17 protein-coding genes, 2 tRNA genes and 1 pseudogene are annotated in these 15,617 nt (G+C 58.9%); 12 read left to right on the top strand and 8 right to left on the bottom strand.

From position 1 onward, the window contains the following. Positions 1-53 precede the first annotated feature (53 nt). Positions 54-368, bottom strand: a complete 315-nt coding sequence (sugE, locus tag BLW24_RS22420) for a quaternary ammonium compound efflux SMR transporter SugE (protein ID WP_090387039.1) — start codon at positions 366-368, stop codon at positions 54-56. Positions 369-521: 153 nt separating this feature from the next. Further along, a complete protein-coding gene (gene rdgC, locus BLW24_RS22415; RefSeq protein WP_090387038.1) occupies positions 522-1,442 on the bottom strand; it encodes a recombination-associated protein RdgC in 921 nt (306 codons plus the stop codon). Between the two features lie 266 nt (positions 1,443-1,708). Here rdgC and BLW24_RS22410 point away from each other — a divergent pair. The 5 genes and pseudogenes from BLW24_RS22410 (at position 1,709) to BLW24_RS22395 (ending at position 3,593) form a co-directional block, all read left to right on the top strand. Further along, positions 1,709-1,784 (top strand) — tRNA-Val (locus BLW24_RS22410). A 21-nt stretch (positions 1,785-1,805) separates the two neighbouring features. Then, positions 1,806-1,882: transfer RNA gene (locus BLW24_RS22405), tRNA-Asp, on the top strand. A 190-nt stretch (positions 1,883-2,072) separates the two neighbouring features. Continuing rightward, positions 2,073-2,780 carry a BamJ family beta-barrel-assembly machinery protein gene (locus BLW24_RS22400; RefSeq protein WP_090387036.1) on the top strand — a complete coding sequence of 236 codons (708 nt, stop codon included), beginning with the start codon at positions 2,073-2,075 and terminating at the stop codon, positions 2,778-2,780. Between the two features lie 258 nt (positions 2,781-3,038). Further along, positions 3,039-3,254: a hypothetical protein gene (locus BLW24_RS27305; RefSeq protein ID WP_420875048.1), complete on the top strand. Its 216-nt coding sequence runs from the start codon at positions 3,039-3,041 to the stop codon at positions 3,252-3,254. Next, positions 3,151-3,593: pseudogene (locus tag BLW24_RS22395) on the top strand (YkvA family protein). The gene BLW24_RS27305 and the pseudogene BLW24_RS22395 overlap by 104 nt, the downstream one beginning before the upstream one ends. Positions 3,594-3,605: 12 nt before the next feature. On the opposite strand, the gene BLW24_RS22390 reads toward BLW24_RS22395, so the two are convergent. Together BLW24_RS22390 and BLW24_RS22385 are read right to left on the bottom strand one after the other, a co-directional pair. Continuing rightward, complete coding sequence (locus tag BLW24_RS22390) at positions 3,606-3,902, bottom strand: hypothetical protein (RefSeq protein WP_090387033.1); 297 nt, start codon at positions 3,900-3,902, stop codon at positions 3,606-3,608. Positions 3,903-3,914: 12 nt separating this feature from the next. After that, complete coding sequence (locus tag BLW24_RS22385; RefSeq protein WP_090387031.1) at positions 3,915-4,310, bottom strand: substrate-binding periplasmic protein; 396 nt, start codon at positions 4,308-4,310, stop codon at positions 3,915-3,917. A gap of 152 nt (positions 4,311-4,462) precedes the next feature. On the opposite strand from BLW24_RS22385, the gene BLW24_RS22380 reads away from it, so the two are divergent. From BLW24_RS22380 to BLW24_RS22370, 3 genes are read left to right on the top strand one after another with little or no spacing between them, the layout of a single operon-like run. Continuing rightward, on the top strand, positions 4,463-4,783 hold the full coding sequence (locus tag BLW24_RS22380; RefSeq protein WP_090387028.1) for a helix-turn-helix domain-containing protein: 321 nt from the start codon (positions 4,463-4,465) through the stop codon (positions 4,781-4,783). After that, positions 4,780-5,145, top strand: coding sequence for a hypothetical protein (locus BLW24_RS22375; RefSeq protein ID WP_090387026.1), 366 nt, complete (start codon positions 4,780-4,782; stop codon positions 5,143-5,145). Before BLW24_RS22380 ends, BLW24_RS22375 begins: the two co-directional genes overlap by 4 nt. Beyond that, a complete protein-coding gene (locus BLW24_RS22370) occupies positions 5,145-5,615 on the top strand; it encodes a hypothetical protein (RefSeq protein WP_090387024.1) in 471 nt (156 codons plus the stop codon). The genes BLW24_RS22375 and BLW24_RS22370 overlap by 1 nt, the downstream gene beginning before the upstream one ends. Before the next feature lie 22 nt (positions 5,616-5,637). Here BLW24_RS22370 and BLW24_RS22365 read toward each other — a convergent pair whose 3' ends face one another. Both BLW24_RS22365 and BLW24_RS22360 read right to left on the bottom strand, forming a co-directional pair. Continuing rightward, positions 5,638-7,398: a bifunctional diguanylate cyclase/phosphodiesterase gene (locus BLW24_RS22365; RefSeq protein ID WP_090387022.1), complete on the bottom strand. Its 1,761-nt coding sequence runs from the start codon at positions 7,396-7,398 to the stop codon at positions 5,638-5,640. Positions 7,399-7,481: 83 nt separating this feature from the next. Continuing rightward, on the bottom strand, positions 7,482-9,563 hold the full coding sequence (locus tag BLW24_RS22360) for a carboxy terminal-processing peptidase (protein ID WP_090387020.1): 2,082 nt from the start codon (positions 9,561-9,563) through the stop codon (positions 7,482-7,484). A 128-nt stretch (positions 9,564-9,691) separates the two neighbouring features. Here BLW24_RS22360 and BLW24_RS22355 point away from each other — a divergent pair, with 128 nt between their 5' ends. From BLW24_RS22355 to BLW24_RS22340, 4 genes are all read left to right on the top strand, one after another. Continuing rightward, entirely contained in the window at positions 9,692-10,657 is a 966-nt protein-coding gene (locus BLW24_RS22355) for an NAD(P)H-quinone oxidoreductase (protein WP_090387844.1), read from the top strand. 257 nt (positions 10,658-10,914) lie between these two features. Then, positions 10,915-11,478: an alkyl hydroperoxide reductase subunit C gene (gene ahpC, locus BLW24_RS22350; protein WP_090252986.1), complete on the top strand. Its 564-nt coding sequence runs from the start codon at positions 10,915-10,917 to the stop codon at positions 11,476-11,478. Positions 11,479-11,705: 227 nt separating this feature from the next. Next, entirely contained in the window at positions 11,706-13,259 is a 1,554-nt protein-coding gene (ahpF, locus tag BLW24_RS22345) for an alkyl hydroperoxide reductase subunit F (RefSeq protein ID WP_090387018.1), read from the top strand. Positions 13,260-13,504: 245 nt separating this feature from the next. Continuing rightward, positions 13,505-14,299: an SDR family NAD(P)-dependent oxidoreductase gene (locus BLW24_RS22340; protein WP_090387016.1), complete on the top strand. Its 795-nt coding sequence runs from the start codon at positions 13,505-13,507 to the stop codon at positions 14,297-14,299. A gap of 75 nt (positions 14,300-14,374) precedes the next feature. On the opposite strand, the gene BLW24_RS22335 is transcribed toward BLW24_RS22340, so the two are convergent. Next, positions 14,375-14,944: a TetR/AcrR family transcriptional regulator gene (locus tag BLW24_RS22335; protein ID WP_090387015.1), complete on the bottom strand. Its 570-nt coding sequence runs from the start codon at positions 14,942-14,944 to the stop codon at positions 14,375-14,377. A gap of 39 nt (positions 14,945-14,983) precedes the next feature. Next, positions 14,984-15,508 carry a PaaI family thioesterase gene (locus BLW24_RS22330; RefSeq protein ID WP_244161236.1) on the bottom strand — a complete coding sequence of 175 codons (525 nt, stop codon included), beginning with the start codon at positions 15,506-15,508 and terminating at the stop codon, positions 14,984-14,986. Positions 15,509-15,617 lie beyond the last annotated feature (109 nt).

Here is a 15,617-nt window from a genome sequence, read left to right as displayed (position 1 = left end):
GCAGAGATGAAAAAGCCCGCCAATTGGCGGGCTTTTTTGTGCGTTTTGAGTGGCTAGTGGCTGAGTTTTAGCCCGATCAGGCCGCAAACGATCAGTGCCACGCTGGCGATACGCAGCAGCGTCACCGCCTCGCCAAACAGCATGATGCCGGCAATCACCGTACCTACAGCGCCGACACCGGTCCAGATCGCATAGGCGGTGCCCAGCGGTAACTCCTTCATGGCCAGGCCAAGCAGTGCCAGGCTGACGATGATCGCCGCAACAGTCAGTAGAGTGGGGAGAGGGCGGGTAAAGCCGTCGGTGTATTTCAGGCCAACAGCCCAGCCTACTTCGAACAGGCCGGCCAACAGCAAAATGAACCAGGACATACAAACCTCCAAAACAGATAGAGGGGCCGTCCCGTGGTGATCACTCGTAGAGTGGTGAGGTCGTCCTCACGCTGTGCAGTATTTTACACATTGGCAGGGGTAGGGCAAGCCGCAGAGGACCAGTGGTCTGTTTCTCTGCGGCTGTGCAATGGTTTAGATCCCCTGCGGAATCTCTTCGCCGCCCAGGGCTTCGAACAGAGCCGGGAGGAAGTCCACCAGGGTCAGCATCATCAGGGTGAAGCTGGCATCCTGCTGGCCGAGGTCGTCGTCGCCACCGTCCTGTTCGGCTTGATCCTGTAGCAGGTCTTCGAAGCGCAGGCGCTTGACTACCAGTTTGTCGTCGAGCACGAAGGTCAGCTTGTCCTGCCAGGCCAGGGACAGTTGGGTGACCTGCTTGCCCGCGCTCATGTGCAACTGGATCTCGTCGCTGGTCAGATCCTGGCGCTTGCAGCGCACCACGCCGCCATCTTCATGGGTGTCGCGCAGTTCGCACTCATCCAGCACGTGGAAGTCCGGAGCTGCTTGCTGCACCTTGACCCAGTCGGTGAGGGTCGCGCTTGGTGCGATCTTCACGGTCAGTGGGCGCACCGGCAGCGAGCCGATGGCTTCACGCAGGGTCGACAGCAGGTCTTCAGCACGCTTGGCGCTGGCCGAGTCGACCAGGATCAGACCCTGTTTCGGCGCGATGGCGGCAAAGGTGGCGGATTTGCGGATAAAGGCGCGTGGCAGGAAGGTCTGCACGATGTCGTCCTTGAGTTGGTCGCGCTCCTTCTTGTAGACCTTGCGCATCTGCTCGGCTTCGATCTCGTCGACCTTGTCCTTCAGCGCATCGCGCACCACGCTGCCGGGCAGGATGCGTTCTTCCTTGCGTGCTGCGATCAGCAGGAAATCACCACTGACATGCACCAGTGGCGCATCGCCGCCTTTGCCAAAGGGCGCGATAAAGCCATAGGTGCTGAGCTCCTGGCTGGCGCACGAGCGGGCCGGTTTGGCTGAGAGGGCCGTTTCGAGTGCCTCGGCATCAAACGGGATGTCCTGGGTGAGGCGATAGACCAGCAGGTTACGAAACCACATAAGAGGGTGTATCTCCATTAACAGACCTGCCGGCAGCGGCAGGTATCACAAGTCATCAGTACCCTATGCGGGTGCTGTTTCAGGTTGGCCGCAGCGCTATGACCCGTTGGGCAACCTGTGCGTTGCATTGGGGGCGCATTATTCCCTTGAGCGGTGCCTGAGGCCAAGTCTGCGCTAAGCCTTTGCTACATCAATAAAAAATTTTCAAAACAGTGCTTGCCAAGGTGCGGATCGCTCTCTAGAATGCGCCCCACTTCGAGAGTGAAGGGTGATTAGCTCAGCTGGGAGAGCATCTGCCTTACAAGCAGAGGGTCGGCGGTTCGATCCCGTCATCACCCACCAACTCGCTTTTTGAAGTTACGCGCAGCGGTAGTTCAGTCGGTTAGAATACCGGCCTGTCACGCCGGGGGTCGCGGGTTCGAGTCCCGTCCGCTGCGCCATTTTTATCCTCGCTTCATCCCCTCTGTGACACATCGCAATACCTCGCAAAATCCTTTCTGAATAATCCGCTAAACATCTGAACTTATACGCATTTTCTGCCTCCTAACACGGTAGTCAGTGATCGCGACAGCCTGCTAAGCTCGCGCTTTCACACCATTAGCCCTAGGGCACACCGGACAAGGAACAAGCATGAAACAGCATCGTTTAGCAGCGGCGGTCGCCCTGGTAGGTTTGGTTCTCGCAGGTTGCGATTCGCAAACCAGCGAAATCACCCTAGAAACCCCTGCACAGAAAGCGTCCTACGGTATCGGCCTGAACATGGGCAAAAGCCTGGCTCAGGAAGGTATGGATGACCTGGATTCCAACGCCGTTGCTCAAGGCATCGAAGACGCCATTGGCAAGAAAGAACAGCGCCTGAAAGACGAAGAGCTGATTGAAGCCTTTGCCTTCCTGCAGAAACGTGCCGAAGAGCGCATGGTTGCGCTGAACGAAGAGTCGGCCAAAGCCGGCAAGAAGTTCCTCGAAGACAACGCCAAGCGTGACGGCGTGACCACCACCGCTTCCGGCCTGCAGTACGAAGTGGTGAAGAAGGCCGACGGCGCTCAGCCGAAAGCCACTGACGTGGTGACTGTTCACTACGAAGGCAAACTGACCGATGGCAGCGTGTTCGACAGCTCGGTTGAGCGCGGTAGCCCGATTGATCTGCCGGTTAACGGCGTGATCCCTGGCTGGGTTGAGGGTCTGCAGTTGATGCACGTCGGCGAGAAGTACAAGCTGTACATCCCAAGTGAGTTGGCTTACGGCGAGCAGAGCCCTACTCCGGCGATTCCAGCCAATTCGGTGCTGGTGTTTGATCTGGAGCTGATTGCGATCAAAGATGCAGCCACTCAAGAGTAATTTCTAGCGTTTCCTGCAGCGCCCCGTCTCGACGGGGCGTTGTCGTTTCTACGGATCGCAATCGGCACTTTTTGCCTGATTGGAGGGTCTTAAACAGCCTGTGTAGGTCGTGTGGTGTTACGGTTATGCACATTTCCCAAGTTGGCCGTGACGGGTTAGGGTAACTCTCTTGAAGAAACCCTTTGCCATTTTTAAATTATTGATTTATATGAAGTTTTGTTGTGTGGGCAAAAAATGTCCGATCTGTGGCGAGGCCGCATGGGCTGGGCGTTTGCCAGGGTTATCGAGAAACTGTTCACAAGGTTATCCACAGCTTTAGTGGATAACCATGGCCAGCCCAGCGGGCACGCGGGGTTGCCGGGAGAGGGCGATGAAAACACCGAAAAATTTCGCACGTTACCAGTTTTTGGCCAAGTGTTTCCTCAAGGCCGGACGGTTACCGGCGTTGCTGTTATCGGTCGCTCGAAAGCGTGAAAAACTGCTGGATTGGCCGATCAGCTGAAGCAGCTGCAGGCGCTTTGTCTGGCCTGGTGGCGCGGTGAATATCGGGCAATCGATTCTCGGGCGTTACTGGCGGTGGTGGCAGCGTTGCTGTACTTCGTCACGCCGCTGGATGCCATCCCTGACTGGTTACTGGGATTTGGCCTGGTTGATGATCTGGCTGTGCTGGCTTGGGTGTTACGTACTTAGCAGGAAGAGCTGGCGGCGTTTCAGCAGTGGCGAGCGGATCAGGCTCCCGAAGTGTTGCAGGCAGTCGAGCGTTTGCCCGATGTGGATGAATCGCTCGTGCCGCTGCAGGGGCGTGTGGAGTAGCGCGGCGCAGTTTCAGATGTCGTTGAGCATCTGCTCGATCAGACCCTGGTCGCGTAATTGCTGCAGCGTCTTGTCCAGTCGTTCGGCACTCACCGGCAATTGCGGGCTGAAGGTGCAGTGCATGTCGCAGCGATCAATTACCCAGGGGTTGATCTGCAGCGGCGCATCCACACGCTTGGCCAGCTGGAAGTTCAGTGGCCGGCGCATATCGATGATCGCATCCAGGCGCTGTTTACGTAGCAGGTTGAGCCCGGCTCCGTGGTCGCGTAGATCTGGACGAATGATCTGCTGCTTGGCGAAGGCCTCCATCAGTTCGCTTTTTTAGACATAACCCAGCTGGGTGCCAAGGGTTTTGCCATGAAGTTCTTGCAGGCTGTTGATCGGGGCGTGCTGACGGTGCAGTAGCAGCACGTCCTCTTCGCTGTAGAGGGGCACGGACCACTGATAGCGCTCGGGTTTGTCTATCCATTGCGGGTTGCTGTTACAGATCACATGGATGCGGCCGCGCTGCATATATTCATCGATGCGCTTGTTCGGGGTTTCGACAAACGCAGCTTGATAGCCCAGTTGCTGGCTGGCCAGCTGGCCCAGTTTGTAGATAACCCCACCGCGTAATTGCTGCTCGTGCACATCGACATAGGGCATACCGTCAGCCGTGGCAAAGCCCCAGCGCAACTCATCTGCGCAGGCCCAGCCGCTGTAGCCAATTAACAGCATTGTTATCAGTGTGCGCAAAGCCTGCCCCTAACTGCTGCTTGATAACCTTGAGGCAGTATAGATCACGCGCTTTATCGTGCTGGGCTGTTAAGATGGCCGTCTGTTCTGGAGTTGCTGAGAGTGATGGAAGTGCTCTGCATGGAGATTTACAGATGAATGTGCACGTGATCGAGCGCGATGGCCAGCCGGACTATGCGGTGCTGCCCTGGGCGCAGTATCAAGCCTTGCTGCAGGCCGCAGGGCGCACGCCTGAGGTTGCCGCTGTGGCGGTGGATGCCAGCAAGCCGGCGCTGAGCCAACTGGCGACGCTGCGCGAAGCCAAGGGCATGAGTGCCGAACAACTGGCACGTAATGTTGGCATCAGCCCACATTATCTGGGCATGATCGAGAGCGGCGAACGCCAGCCGGATGCTGCCATCCAGCGCGCGCTGGCCTGGCATCTTGGGGTCGATGGGTGGGAGGCACAGCCTTGAGCGTAAGCATCAGTCGGCAGCATTGGCAGGCGTTGCTCGGTGAGCTTGAAGATGCCCAGCGTCAGTGTCATCTGCTGACTTATCGAGCCTTGATCGAACGCCTGGCCTTGCCTAGCCCTGCCATGCAGACGTTAGCCGCCGCGCTGGAGCACCTGGCGGCCTTGGATGCGCGTGCCGAGCGTCCGCTGCGCAGTGCGCTGGTAATCAGCCAGGGCGCCAGCCGTTTGCCGCGTACCGGCTTCTTCGAATGCGTCAGTCGCCTGGGGCGCTTCAGTGGTGCGTCCGATGGCATTGCCGCGGCATCCTGGCATGCCGCCGAAGTGGCCCGCGTGTTCGAGTTCAGCTACCCGGAAGACGCCTGATGTTCGGCGCGCTGCGTGCGCGTATCGGCTACCTGCTGGCGCGTCGTTTGTTCCACTGGGCCTGGCTGGTTAAGCAACCGCAGGCCTGGCGTTGGCTGGAAGGGCAGTTCGCCCGTATGGCCGCGCTGGGTGATACCCGGGCGCAAAGCTTCTACGGGCATATCCTGCTGTTTCGCGGTCAGGGTCTGGGCGCGCACAATGAAGGGCGGCGTTTACTCGGTTTGGCAGCCAAAGCCGGCGATGCCAGGGCCGCTTACCAGCTTGGTGTGTTAAGTCTGTCCGGTGATGCTCAGCACGCTGCCGATGCACCGAAGGCCATAGAGTGGTGGGCGTTGGCTGCGCAGGCAGGGCATCCAGCCGCTGCCTATCGCCTGGCTGAGTTGTACCGCAGTGGTGCTGTAGGTGTTGCCGTCGATGCGCGGCAGGCGGAACATTTTGCCGCGCTTTCCAGCCGCCTCAGCGGCCCCTGACTCAGCCGTTTAACTTACGCCTTCAGGCCGCCGTATCCGCCTGGGTGTCGATGATATGCAGGCTGTAACCGGGCACCGCCTTGGCGTGCCGCTTGGCCTCTGAGGCCATAGCCGCCAGCAGGCTGGCATCCAGTTGTGCGCATTGTTCGGGATGTACATGCACCACCCCGAGTGACAGGGACAGCAGCGCATATTCCTGGCGTTTACCGCTACGGTCATGGGCGACAAAGCAGCCTGCATGCAGGTCTTCTTCACGGTAGAAGCGTCGGCACTGGCTCTGGAAGTCTTCCAGCAAGCGATTGAGTCGCGCGCGCCAGTCCTGCGAACCGAGTACCAAGAGAAAGTCATCGCCGCCAATATGGCCGACAAAGTCCCGCGTTGGGTCGACCCGCTCATTCAGGCACTGCGCCAGGCTTAAAAGCACTTCGTCGCCTTTGGCGTAGCCGTAGATGTCGTTGAACGGTTTGAAGTTGTCGATATCCACATAACAGACCACGGCCTCGCGGCCCTGCTGCAGCAGGCGGGTCAGGCACTGCTGGATTGGCACATTGCCCGGTAGCAGGGTCAGCGGGTTGGCGTAGCGGGCCTGTTGGATCTTCAGCTCGGTGATCAGCTTGAGCACGTCAATTACCCGGCCGAGCCCGATATAACCACCATCCTCGATGATGATGAAATCTTCTTCGATACGCTGGCGGGCGCGGCTGGTGAGCAGGCGGCTGACCTGCTGCAGTGACTGGCTGGATTCCACCGCCAGGTAGTCATCGCTCATCAAGCGGCGGATCGGTTTGCGGGAGAACAGCTCGTTGGCGAAAGGCTTGAGTAGGGCTTCAGCCAGTGAGTGACGATGCACGATGCCGACGGGTTGCTGCGCCTCGTTAAGCACCGCCAGCGAGTTCAGGTTGGCCTGAGCGCGGAACATCTCCAGCACTTCGCTGGTGGGGGTGCTCAGGGCTACTGCACGTTGCGGGTTGAGCAGGCCACGCAGATCGCTGGACTCTTCGCTGAGCGGGCTGCTGGCTGTGGCGCTGGGCAACAGATTGATGGCGTCACGCGGCGGCTGTTCCTGCGGCCGGCAGAGCAAATAGCCTTGCAGCAGGTCGACGCCCATCTCGGCGAGCACGGCGAGTTCTTCAGGCAGTTCGATGCCTTCGGCGATTACCTGGGCGCGCGAGGCCTTGGCCATTTTCAGAATCGAACCGACAAACTCGCGTTTGACCGCATCCTTATGAATGCCGTCGATAAAGTGGCGGTCGATCTTCACGTAATCCGGGCGCAGTTCTGACCACAGACGCAGGCTTGAATAGCCAGCGCCGAGGTCATCCAGGGCGATGGAAAAGCCCATGGCTCGGTAGTGATGCAGGGCGGTGTCGAGCAGGGCAAAATCGTCGGTGGGTGATTGCTCGGTCAGCTCGATTACCACCTGGCTCGGTGGAATGCCCAGGGTTTGCAGCAGTTGCAGGGTGCGCCCCGGCTGGTGCTTGGGCTCCAGCAGCGAGTCTGGCGAGACGTTGAGAAACAGCTTGCCTTCAAGCTTGAGCTGGCTGAAACGCTGGCAGGCATTTTTGCGGCAGAGCAGTTCCAGTTCACTCAGGCGGCCGGCGCTGCGGGCGACGGCGAACAGGTTGATCGGCGAGTGCAGGGCGCTGTTGGACGGGCCGCGGCTGAGGGCTTCGTAGCCAAGAATGCGCCGCTCCGAGAGCGAAAAAATCGGTTGAAACAAACTATGCAGGTCGCCATTGGCGAGGATGCTGTCCAACGCGCTGAACTGCTCGGTGACGATCATGGCGGCTCTCTGTGCATAAAAAACGGGGACTGGCATTGCTACCAGTCCCCGCATTTCACGACAGTTTGATGACCCTCGCTGTTTTACTGCTTGGCCAGGTGCGTATTCAAGCCGAGGTAATCGAGCAGAATGCGCCCGCTTTCGGCGAGGTAGGCGTCATCTTCCGGCTTGGTTTTTTCATCTTCCGCCGGCAGGGCGTCTTCGTCTTCTTCCTTAAGCTTGTTCAGCAGCGCTTCACCTTTGGCTTTGCGGCGGCTGTTCTCGATGCTCAACTGCTGGCCTTCGATATCAGTCTGCTGGGCACGGCGCTTGGTTTCGTTGAGGCTGACGGTGTTTTCTTCCATCAGCTTCTGCGCCAGTTGCAGGCGTTCACGGGCGGAGGTGAAGTCCGGGTTCTGTGCGGTGCGGTTCTCGAAGCGGCTCTGCAGTTCGGCAAGGAACGGCTTGATCGGATCCAGCTCTGGTTTGATCGCCGGCTTGATGCTGTCCCACGGCAGGGCCTCGGGCAGGGCGCTCTCGCCGATTTCCTTGGTGTCCATGATGTCTGGATACTGGATATCGGGAATCACGCCCTGGTGCTGGGTGCTCTGCCCGGAGACGCGATAGAACTTGGCCAGGGTCAGCTTCAGCTCACCGTGGTTGAGCGGTTGAATGGTCTGCACGGTGCCTTTGCCGAAGGTCTGGCCACCGAGAATCAGCGCGCGGTGATAGTCCTGCATGGCGCCGGCGAATATTTCCGAAGCCGAGGCCGACAGGCGATTGACCAGCACGGCCAGCGGGCCTTTGTAGTAGATGCCGGTGTTTTCGTCGGCCAGTACATCGACGCGGCCATCGCTGTTGCGCACCAGAACGGTAGGGCCTTGGTCGATAAACAGACCGGTCAGCTCGGTGGCTTCCTGGAGCGAGCCGCCGCCGTTGTTGCGCAGGTCGATGACCACGCCGTCGACTTTCTCTTTTTCCAGCTCTTTGAGCAGGCGTTTGACGTCGCGGGTGGTGCTTTTGTAGTTCGGGTCGCCGGCACGGAAGGCCTTGAAATCCAAGTAGAAGGCTGGAATCTCGATGACCCCGAGCTTGTAGTCGCGGTTGTCGTGCTTGAGATTGAGGATGGATTTCTTCGCGGCTTGCTCTTCCAGCTTGACCGCTTCACGGGTGATGGAGACCACCTTGCTGGTTTGATCGTTTGGCGCATTGCTCGCTGGAATCACTTCCAGCCGCACAGTTGAACCTTTCGGCCCGCGAATCAGCTTGACCACCTCATCCAGGCGCCAGCCGATCACGTCGACCATTTCCTTGCTGCCCTGGGCCACACCAATGATCTTGTCGGCGGGGGAGATCTGTTTGCTCTTTTCTGCCGGGCCAGCCGGCACCAGGCGTACGACCTTGACGTGTTCGTTGTCGCTTTGCAGCACGGCACCAATACCTTCGAGCGACAGGCTCATATTGATGTCGAAGTTTTCTGCGTTGTCCGGTGACAGGTAGGTGGTGTGTGGGTCGTAGGACATGGCAAAGGCATTGATATAGGCCTGGAACACGTCTTCGCCGCGGATCTGCTTGAGGCGTGCGAGCTGGTTGTTGTAGCGCTTGGTCAGCAGTTCCTGGATTGCCTTGGGCTCTTTGCCGGCGATTTTCAGGCGCAGGACTTCGTCTTTGACACGCTTGCGCCACAGGTCATCGAGCTCGGCAAGGTCTTTGACCCAGGGGGCGTTCTCGCGGTCGATCAGCAGGCTTTCGTCGCTATCGAGGTCAATCTTGTCGACACCTTTTTCAAGCATGTTCAGGGTGAACTGCAGGCGGCTCTGCAAACGCTCCAGGTGGCGTTTATAGATGGCAAAGCCAGGTTGCAGGTCGCCGTTTTTCAGCAGGTCGTCAAAGCGCGTGCGCCATTGATCGAACTCGGAGATATCGGAAGCAATAAAGTAGCTGCGCGAGGGGTCGAGCATCTTCAGGTAGCCCTGATAGATCTTTTCCGAGCGCTCGTCATTCAATGGCGGCTTGTTGTAGTGATGGCGCTTCAATAATTCCACGACGTTGAGGCTGGCGATGACCTGCTCGCGATCAGGCTGCAGGTATTCCCAGGAGTCGTCACTGGTGGTTTTTGCCGCGAGCGGCAAGGCGCTCAGGGCAAACGAAAAGGCGAGGGTGACGCTGAGTAGGGATCGCTTCATGCTAATTCGACGTGTGGGCAGTTGATAACGCATATTAGGCCGTCTTTAAGGGCGCCAGGTTCCATCGGCGCAATGCAAAAGCCCGGTGGTCAGCGCCGGGCTCGGTTCAAATGCACTATGGAGGCAGCGTGAAGGCATTGCAAGGCGTTGAAGGCCGTGTGGAATGGGCGCAACACCCAGCGCCGGCCTGTGATGTAGGGGAAATTCGCATCCGTGTAGCGGCTGCCGGGTTGAATCGTGCGGATTTGTTGCAGCGGGCTGGGCTTTACCCGCCGCCGCCTGGCGCCAGCGAGGTGCTTGGGCTGGAGTGCGCCGGTATCGTCAGTGAAGTGGGCGCCGGTTGTGACTGGAAAGTTGGCGACCGGGTTTGCGCGCTGCTCAGCGGTGGCGGTATGGCCGAGGAGGTGGTGGTCGATGCGCGGCACGCCTTGCCGGTGCCCGAAGGCATGACGCTGGCTGAAGCGGCGGCGTTGCCCGAGGTGTGCGCCACGGCCTGGCTCAATCTGTTCCAGCTGGCTGCGTTGAAGCCTGGGCAGAAGGTGCTGTTGCATGCCGGCGCCAGCGGCGTGGGTTCGGCGGCCATTCAATTATGTAAAGTCTTTGGCAGCCCGTGCTGGGTCAGTGTCGGTTCAGCTGAACGGCTGACCTACTGCGAAAGTCTCGGTGCTCAGGGCGGTGTGCTGCGCGGTGAGGAACAGCTGCAGGCGCTGCGTGATTTTGCTCCGTTCGATGTGATTCTTGATCCTGTGGGCGGCAACTACGCCGCGCTTAACTTGGATCTGCTGGCTGTGGATGGTCGCAGGGTGAACATCGGTTTGCTCGGTGGGCGCAAGGCTGAGTTCGATCTGGCGGTGGTATTGGGCAAGCGTATTACGCTGATTGGCTCGACCCTGCGCAATCGTGATGAGCAGTTCAAGGCCGATCTGTTGCGCGATCTGCAGCAGTTTGTCTGGCCGCTTTTCGCCGAAAGGCGCCTTAAACCGCAACTTCAGCAGGCTTATGCGCTCAAAGATGCCGAGGCCGCCTTTGCTGCGCTGGCGAGCAATCAGGTCAACGGCAAATTGGTGCTGGTCATAGACCCAGCCTTGAACTGAATCTGTTTACGATCTGCTGCGCGTCGGCCATTCAGCGTTAAAAACAGCCTCGGAATGCTCATTTACACCAGTAAACTCCGCTTCCTCGGCTGTTTTTGCCTTGTCTGGCTCTAGCTCGCGAGATCGTAAACAGATTCTGGTGCTGGTGCGTCGATTGGCTTACTCAATCGGAATCATGGCGGCAATCAATAAGCTTTTTTTGCATAAGGCGCTAAGATGCGCCCTGTAAATTTCTAACCCTCAACAAGGAACCCGAGATGAATCTCATCAATACCCAAGTTCAACCGTTCAAGGCCAACGCTTTCCACAATGGCAAATTCATCGAAGTGACCGAGCAGTCCCTGAAAGGCCAGTGGTCGGTACTGATCTTCATGCCAGCCGCTTTCACCTTCAACTGCCCGACTGAGATCGAAGACGCTGCCAACAACTACGCTGCGTTCCGCGATGCCGGCACCGAAGTTTACATCGTCACCACCGACACCCATTTCTCCCACAAAGTCTGGCACGAAACTTCGCCAGCTGTAGGCAAGGCTCAGTTCCCGCTGGTGGGTGATCCAACCCACGCTCTGACTCGCGCTTTCGGCGTGCACATCGAAGAAGAAGGCCTGGCCCTGCGTGGCACCTTCCTGATCAACCCGGAAGGCGTGATCAAGACCGTTGAAATCCACTCCAACGAAATCGCCCGTGACGTATCGGAAACCCTGCGCAAGCTGAAAGCTGCTCAGTACACCGCTGCTCACCCAGGTGAAGTGTGCCCAGCCAAGTGGAAAGAAGGCGAGAAGACTCTGGCTCCTTCCCTGGACCTGGTTGGCAAGATCTAAATCTGCCAGCACCCTCCCTGGGCTCAGGTTCGGGGAGGGGAGTACTTAGCGCTGTCAGGGTCGCAACCCGACCCTAGTGGTGCCCGATGCCCGGGCGCGATCCGCCCGGGCATTTTATTGCCTGCCATTCCATGGCGGCACCCTGCAGGCCGTCGCTACGCGACGTTAAAAATTGTTCCTGAAAATTTTTTATTGTCCAGAATTTTTGTCATTGAGGACTATCCGCTATGTTGGACGCTAACCTGCAAACCCAGTTGAAGGCCTACTTGGAAAAGGTCACTCTGCCGTTCGAGGTCGTTGCGTCCCTCGATGACAGTGCAAAATCCCAGGAGCTGCTTGAACTGCTCCAGACCATTGTCGGCCTGACCGACAAGATCACCCTGAAGACCGATGGTAGCGATGCTCGTCGTCCGTCGTTCTCGCTGAACCGCCCTGGCGCAAACATCGGTCTGACCTTCGCGGGCATTCCCATGGGCCACGAGTTCACCTCGCTGGTACTGGCGCTGCTGCAGGTGGGTGGACATCCGTCCAAGCTGGATGCCGAGACCATCGAGCAGATCAAGAGCGTTGAAGGCTCGTTCGAGTTCGAGACCTACTATTCGCTGTCCTGCCAGAACTGTCCGGACGTGGTTCAGGCGCTGAACCTGATGGCGGTGCTTAACCCGAATATCCGTAACGTGTCGATCGACGGTGCACTGTTCCAGGAAGAAGTCGAGCGTCGCCAGGTGATGGCCGTGCCGAGCATCTACCTGAACGGCGAAGTGTTTGCATCCGGCCGTATGGACGTGAAGGAAATCCTCGCCAAGATCGACACCGGCTCCGCTAACCGCGATGCCGAGAAGATGAGCGCCAAAGAAGCCTTCGATGTGCTGGTGATCGGTGGTGGCCCAGCTGGTGCTGCTGCGGCCATTTACGCGGCGCGCAAAGGTATTCGTACCGGCCTTGCTGCCGAGCGTTTCGGTGGCCAGGTGCTCGATACCATGTCGATTGAGAACTTTATCTCGGTGAAGGAAACCGAAGGCCCGAAACTGGTACGCGCTCTGGAAGAGCACGTGCGTGAATACGAAGTCGACATCATGAACCTGCAGCGCGCCAGCGCCTTGGTTCCTGCGAGCAGCGAAGGCGGCTTGCATGAGGTGAAGTTCGACAATGGCGCGAGTCTCAAGGCTAAGACCCTGATTCTCTCTACCGGCGCGCGCTGGCGCGAGATGGGGGTGCCCGGTGAGCAGGAATACAAGGCCAAGGGTGTGTGCTTCTGCCCGCATTGCGACGGCCCGCTGTTCAAGGGTAAGCGTGTTGCAGTCATCGGCGGTGGTAACTCCGGCGTCGAGGCAGCGATTGATCTCGCCGGTATCGTTGCTCACGTGACCCTGCTGGAATTCGCCGACACGCTGCGTGTCGACGCTGTGCTGCAGAAGAAACTCTACAGCCTGCCCAACGTTACCGTGATCAAGAGCGCGCAGACCACCGAGGTCAAAGGCGATGGCCAGAAGGTCAATGCGCTGGTCTATAAGGACCGCACCACCGAAGAACTGCACAGCGTCGAGCTGGAAGGCATCTTCGTGCAGATCGGTCTGTTGCCTAACACTGATTGGTTGAAGGGCAGCATAGAACTGTCGCGTTTCGGTGAGATCATTGTCGACGCCAAGGGCGCTACCAATATCCCGGGTGTGTTTGCTGCCGGTGACGTGACGACTGTGCCGTACAAGCAGATCGTTATCGCGGTGGGCGAGGGCGCCAAGGCCTCCCTGAGTGCCTTCGATCACCTGATCCGCAGCTAACACGCTCGACGATCTACGTCGCACCAGAGCGGACAACCTTTGCGGGTTGTCCGCTTTTTTGTGCTCTGCCATCAGGCAGTTAGCGATCCTTTTTCGGGTGTTTTTATGTCTCAAGTGTTTGCGGCATGGCTGTCGATAGGTTTTATTATAAGCGACATATAATATTTATATTATGCGTGCAATATGAGTTAGCGCACTATACCTCCAGACGCACCACCTACCCCCGTACAGCCAGGAGACGCACCATGAACACACATAACGAGAAAGGCACTGCATTGATCACCGGCGCTTCATCAGGCATTGGTGCCACCTACGCCGAGCGCCTGGCGCAACGCGGTTACGACCTGCTGTTGGTTGCCCGCGATCTGCCGCGCTTGCAGGCACTGTCTGCACGCTTGACCGAGCAGTACGGGGTAAAGATCGAAACGCTGAAGGCCGACCTGACTGACAAGGCTGATCTGCATGCCGTTACCCAGCGCCTGCGTACCGACAAGGCCATCAGCACGCTGGTCAATAACGCCGGTATGGCCATGGGCGGCCAGCTAGCCGAGGCCGATCTCGACACCGTTGATCGGATGATTCTGCTCAACGTGGTTTCGCTGACTCACCTGTCTACCGCAGCCGCTGCCAATTTCACCGCCGCCGGGCGTGGGGCAATCATCAATATCGCCTCGGTGGTGGCCCTGGCGCCGGAAATGTTCAATGCCGTGTACAGCGCCACCAAGGCCTATGTCCTGAGCCTGACTCAGACCCTTAACGGTGAAGTCAAGGCGCAGGGTGTGCAGGTGCAGGCCGTGTTGCCCGGTATTACCCGCACCGAGATCTGGGAGCGCAGTGGCATGGATGATTCGGCACTGCCGGCGAGCATGATCATGGAGGTCGGCGAAATGGTCGATGCAGCGCTGGCCGGTTTCGACCAGGGCGAGCTGATCACCACTCCATCGCTGCCTGATGCGGCGGATTGGCAGGCCTTTACCGATGCCCGTGGCAAGCTGGCGCCGAACCTGTCGCACAGCAGCGCCGCTGCCCGTTACAAGTAAAGCGCTGGCAGTAACAAGAAAAGCCCTGGCTGGAGACAGTCAGGGCTTTTGCTGTGTGCCACTAATTTTCTGCAATCAGGTCGCGTCGCCGGTGTTCTGCTCAATCAGCAGGCGGCGGGTGGTTTTCAGCAGCCGGTCAGACAGTTCCGGGTCGCTGACGCTGCGCGACAGCAGCAGGGCGCCGACCATGGCGCTAAGAATCAGCACGCTCTGCTCATCGGCATGCTCAACGCCAAGGCCGGCTTCGATGGCTTGCAGGCGGTCACGGATCAGCTCATCGGTCACCGGGCTGGGTGCGCCGCGCTGGCCCAGCTCGGCGGATATGGTCGGCAGTGGGCAGCCATCGCCCGGATCGGCGCGGTGGGCGGACGACAGGTAACCACTGATCAGGCGGGTCAGCGGTTTATCGCTGTTGGCCATCTCGTTGGTGACCGCCGTCAGCTTGTCAGCGCTGTGGCGCAGTGCAGTTTCCACCAGCTCATCTTTCGATTTGAAGTGGGCGTAGAAGCCGCCATGGGTCAGGCCCAGGGTTTTCATCAGCGGCTGCAGGCCGGTGGCACCAACGCCGTCGCGACGGAACAGGCGCGCGGCCTCTTCGATGATGCGCTGATGGGTCTGGGCTTTGTGGTCTTCGGAATAGCGCATGGAGTACCTGGCCGCTGGTTTCAGATGTTACCTGCCATCTTACTCGCTTCGCCCCGGTGTTTCAGTGCCGGGTGCAGGCGATGTCCCAGGCATGCTGAGAATCAGGCAGGTGGTTGAGCCAACGGCGTACAGACGGTCGTCGACATCGTAAATGCGCCCTTCGGCCAGCGCCGTGGTGCGGCCGATATGCACGATGCGGCCTTCGGCGCGAATCGGCCCGACCTTGGTGCTGAGGGCGCGGATGTAGCTGATGCGTAGGTCAGTAGTGGTGTAACCCTGGCCGCGCTGCAATTGGGTGTGGATAGCGCAGCCCATGCAGGAGTCGAGCAGGGTGGCCGCATATCCGCCATGCACGCTGCCCAGCGGGTTGTAGTGGCGCGCATCGGGCGTGCCCTGGAAGACGAAGCGCCCGGATGACCATTGCAACGGGACAAAATCCAGCAGATGGCCGATGGGCGGCGAGGGCAGTTCACCGCGGCCGATGCCGTCAAAGAACTCCTGTGGTAACAGTTCGCTGACCTGCGCCAGGCTCATGCTGCCGGGTGCGCCGAGGCTGGCGCGCATGGCCTGTTCGGCGGCAAGCTATTCGGCCAGTTTTTCTTCGCGTGATGGGATGCTCATGGACAGATCTCGTTGGCGGGTGGCTTTAAAATTACAAGCATAATGTAATTTT

This window comes from Pseudomonas anguilliseptica (assembly GCF_900105355.1).
GTDB lineage: Bacteria > Pseudomonadota > Gammaproteobacteria > Pseudomonadales > Pseudomonadaceae > Aquipseudomonas > Aquipseudomonas anguilliseptica.
The sequence above is the reverse complement of the archived record's forward strand: the minus strand, read 5'-3'. Positions and strand labels throughout refer to the sequence as shown.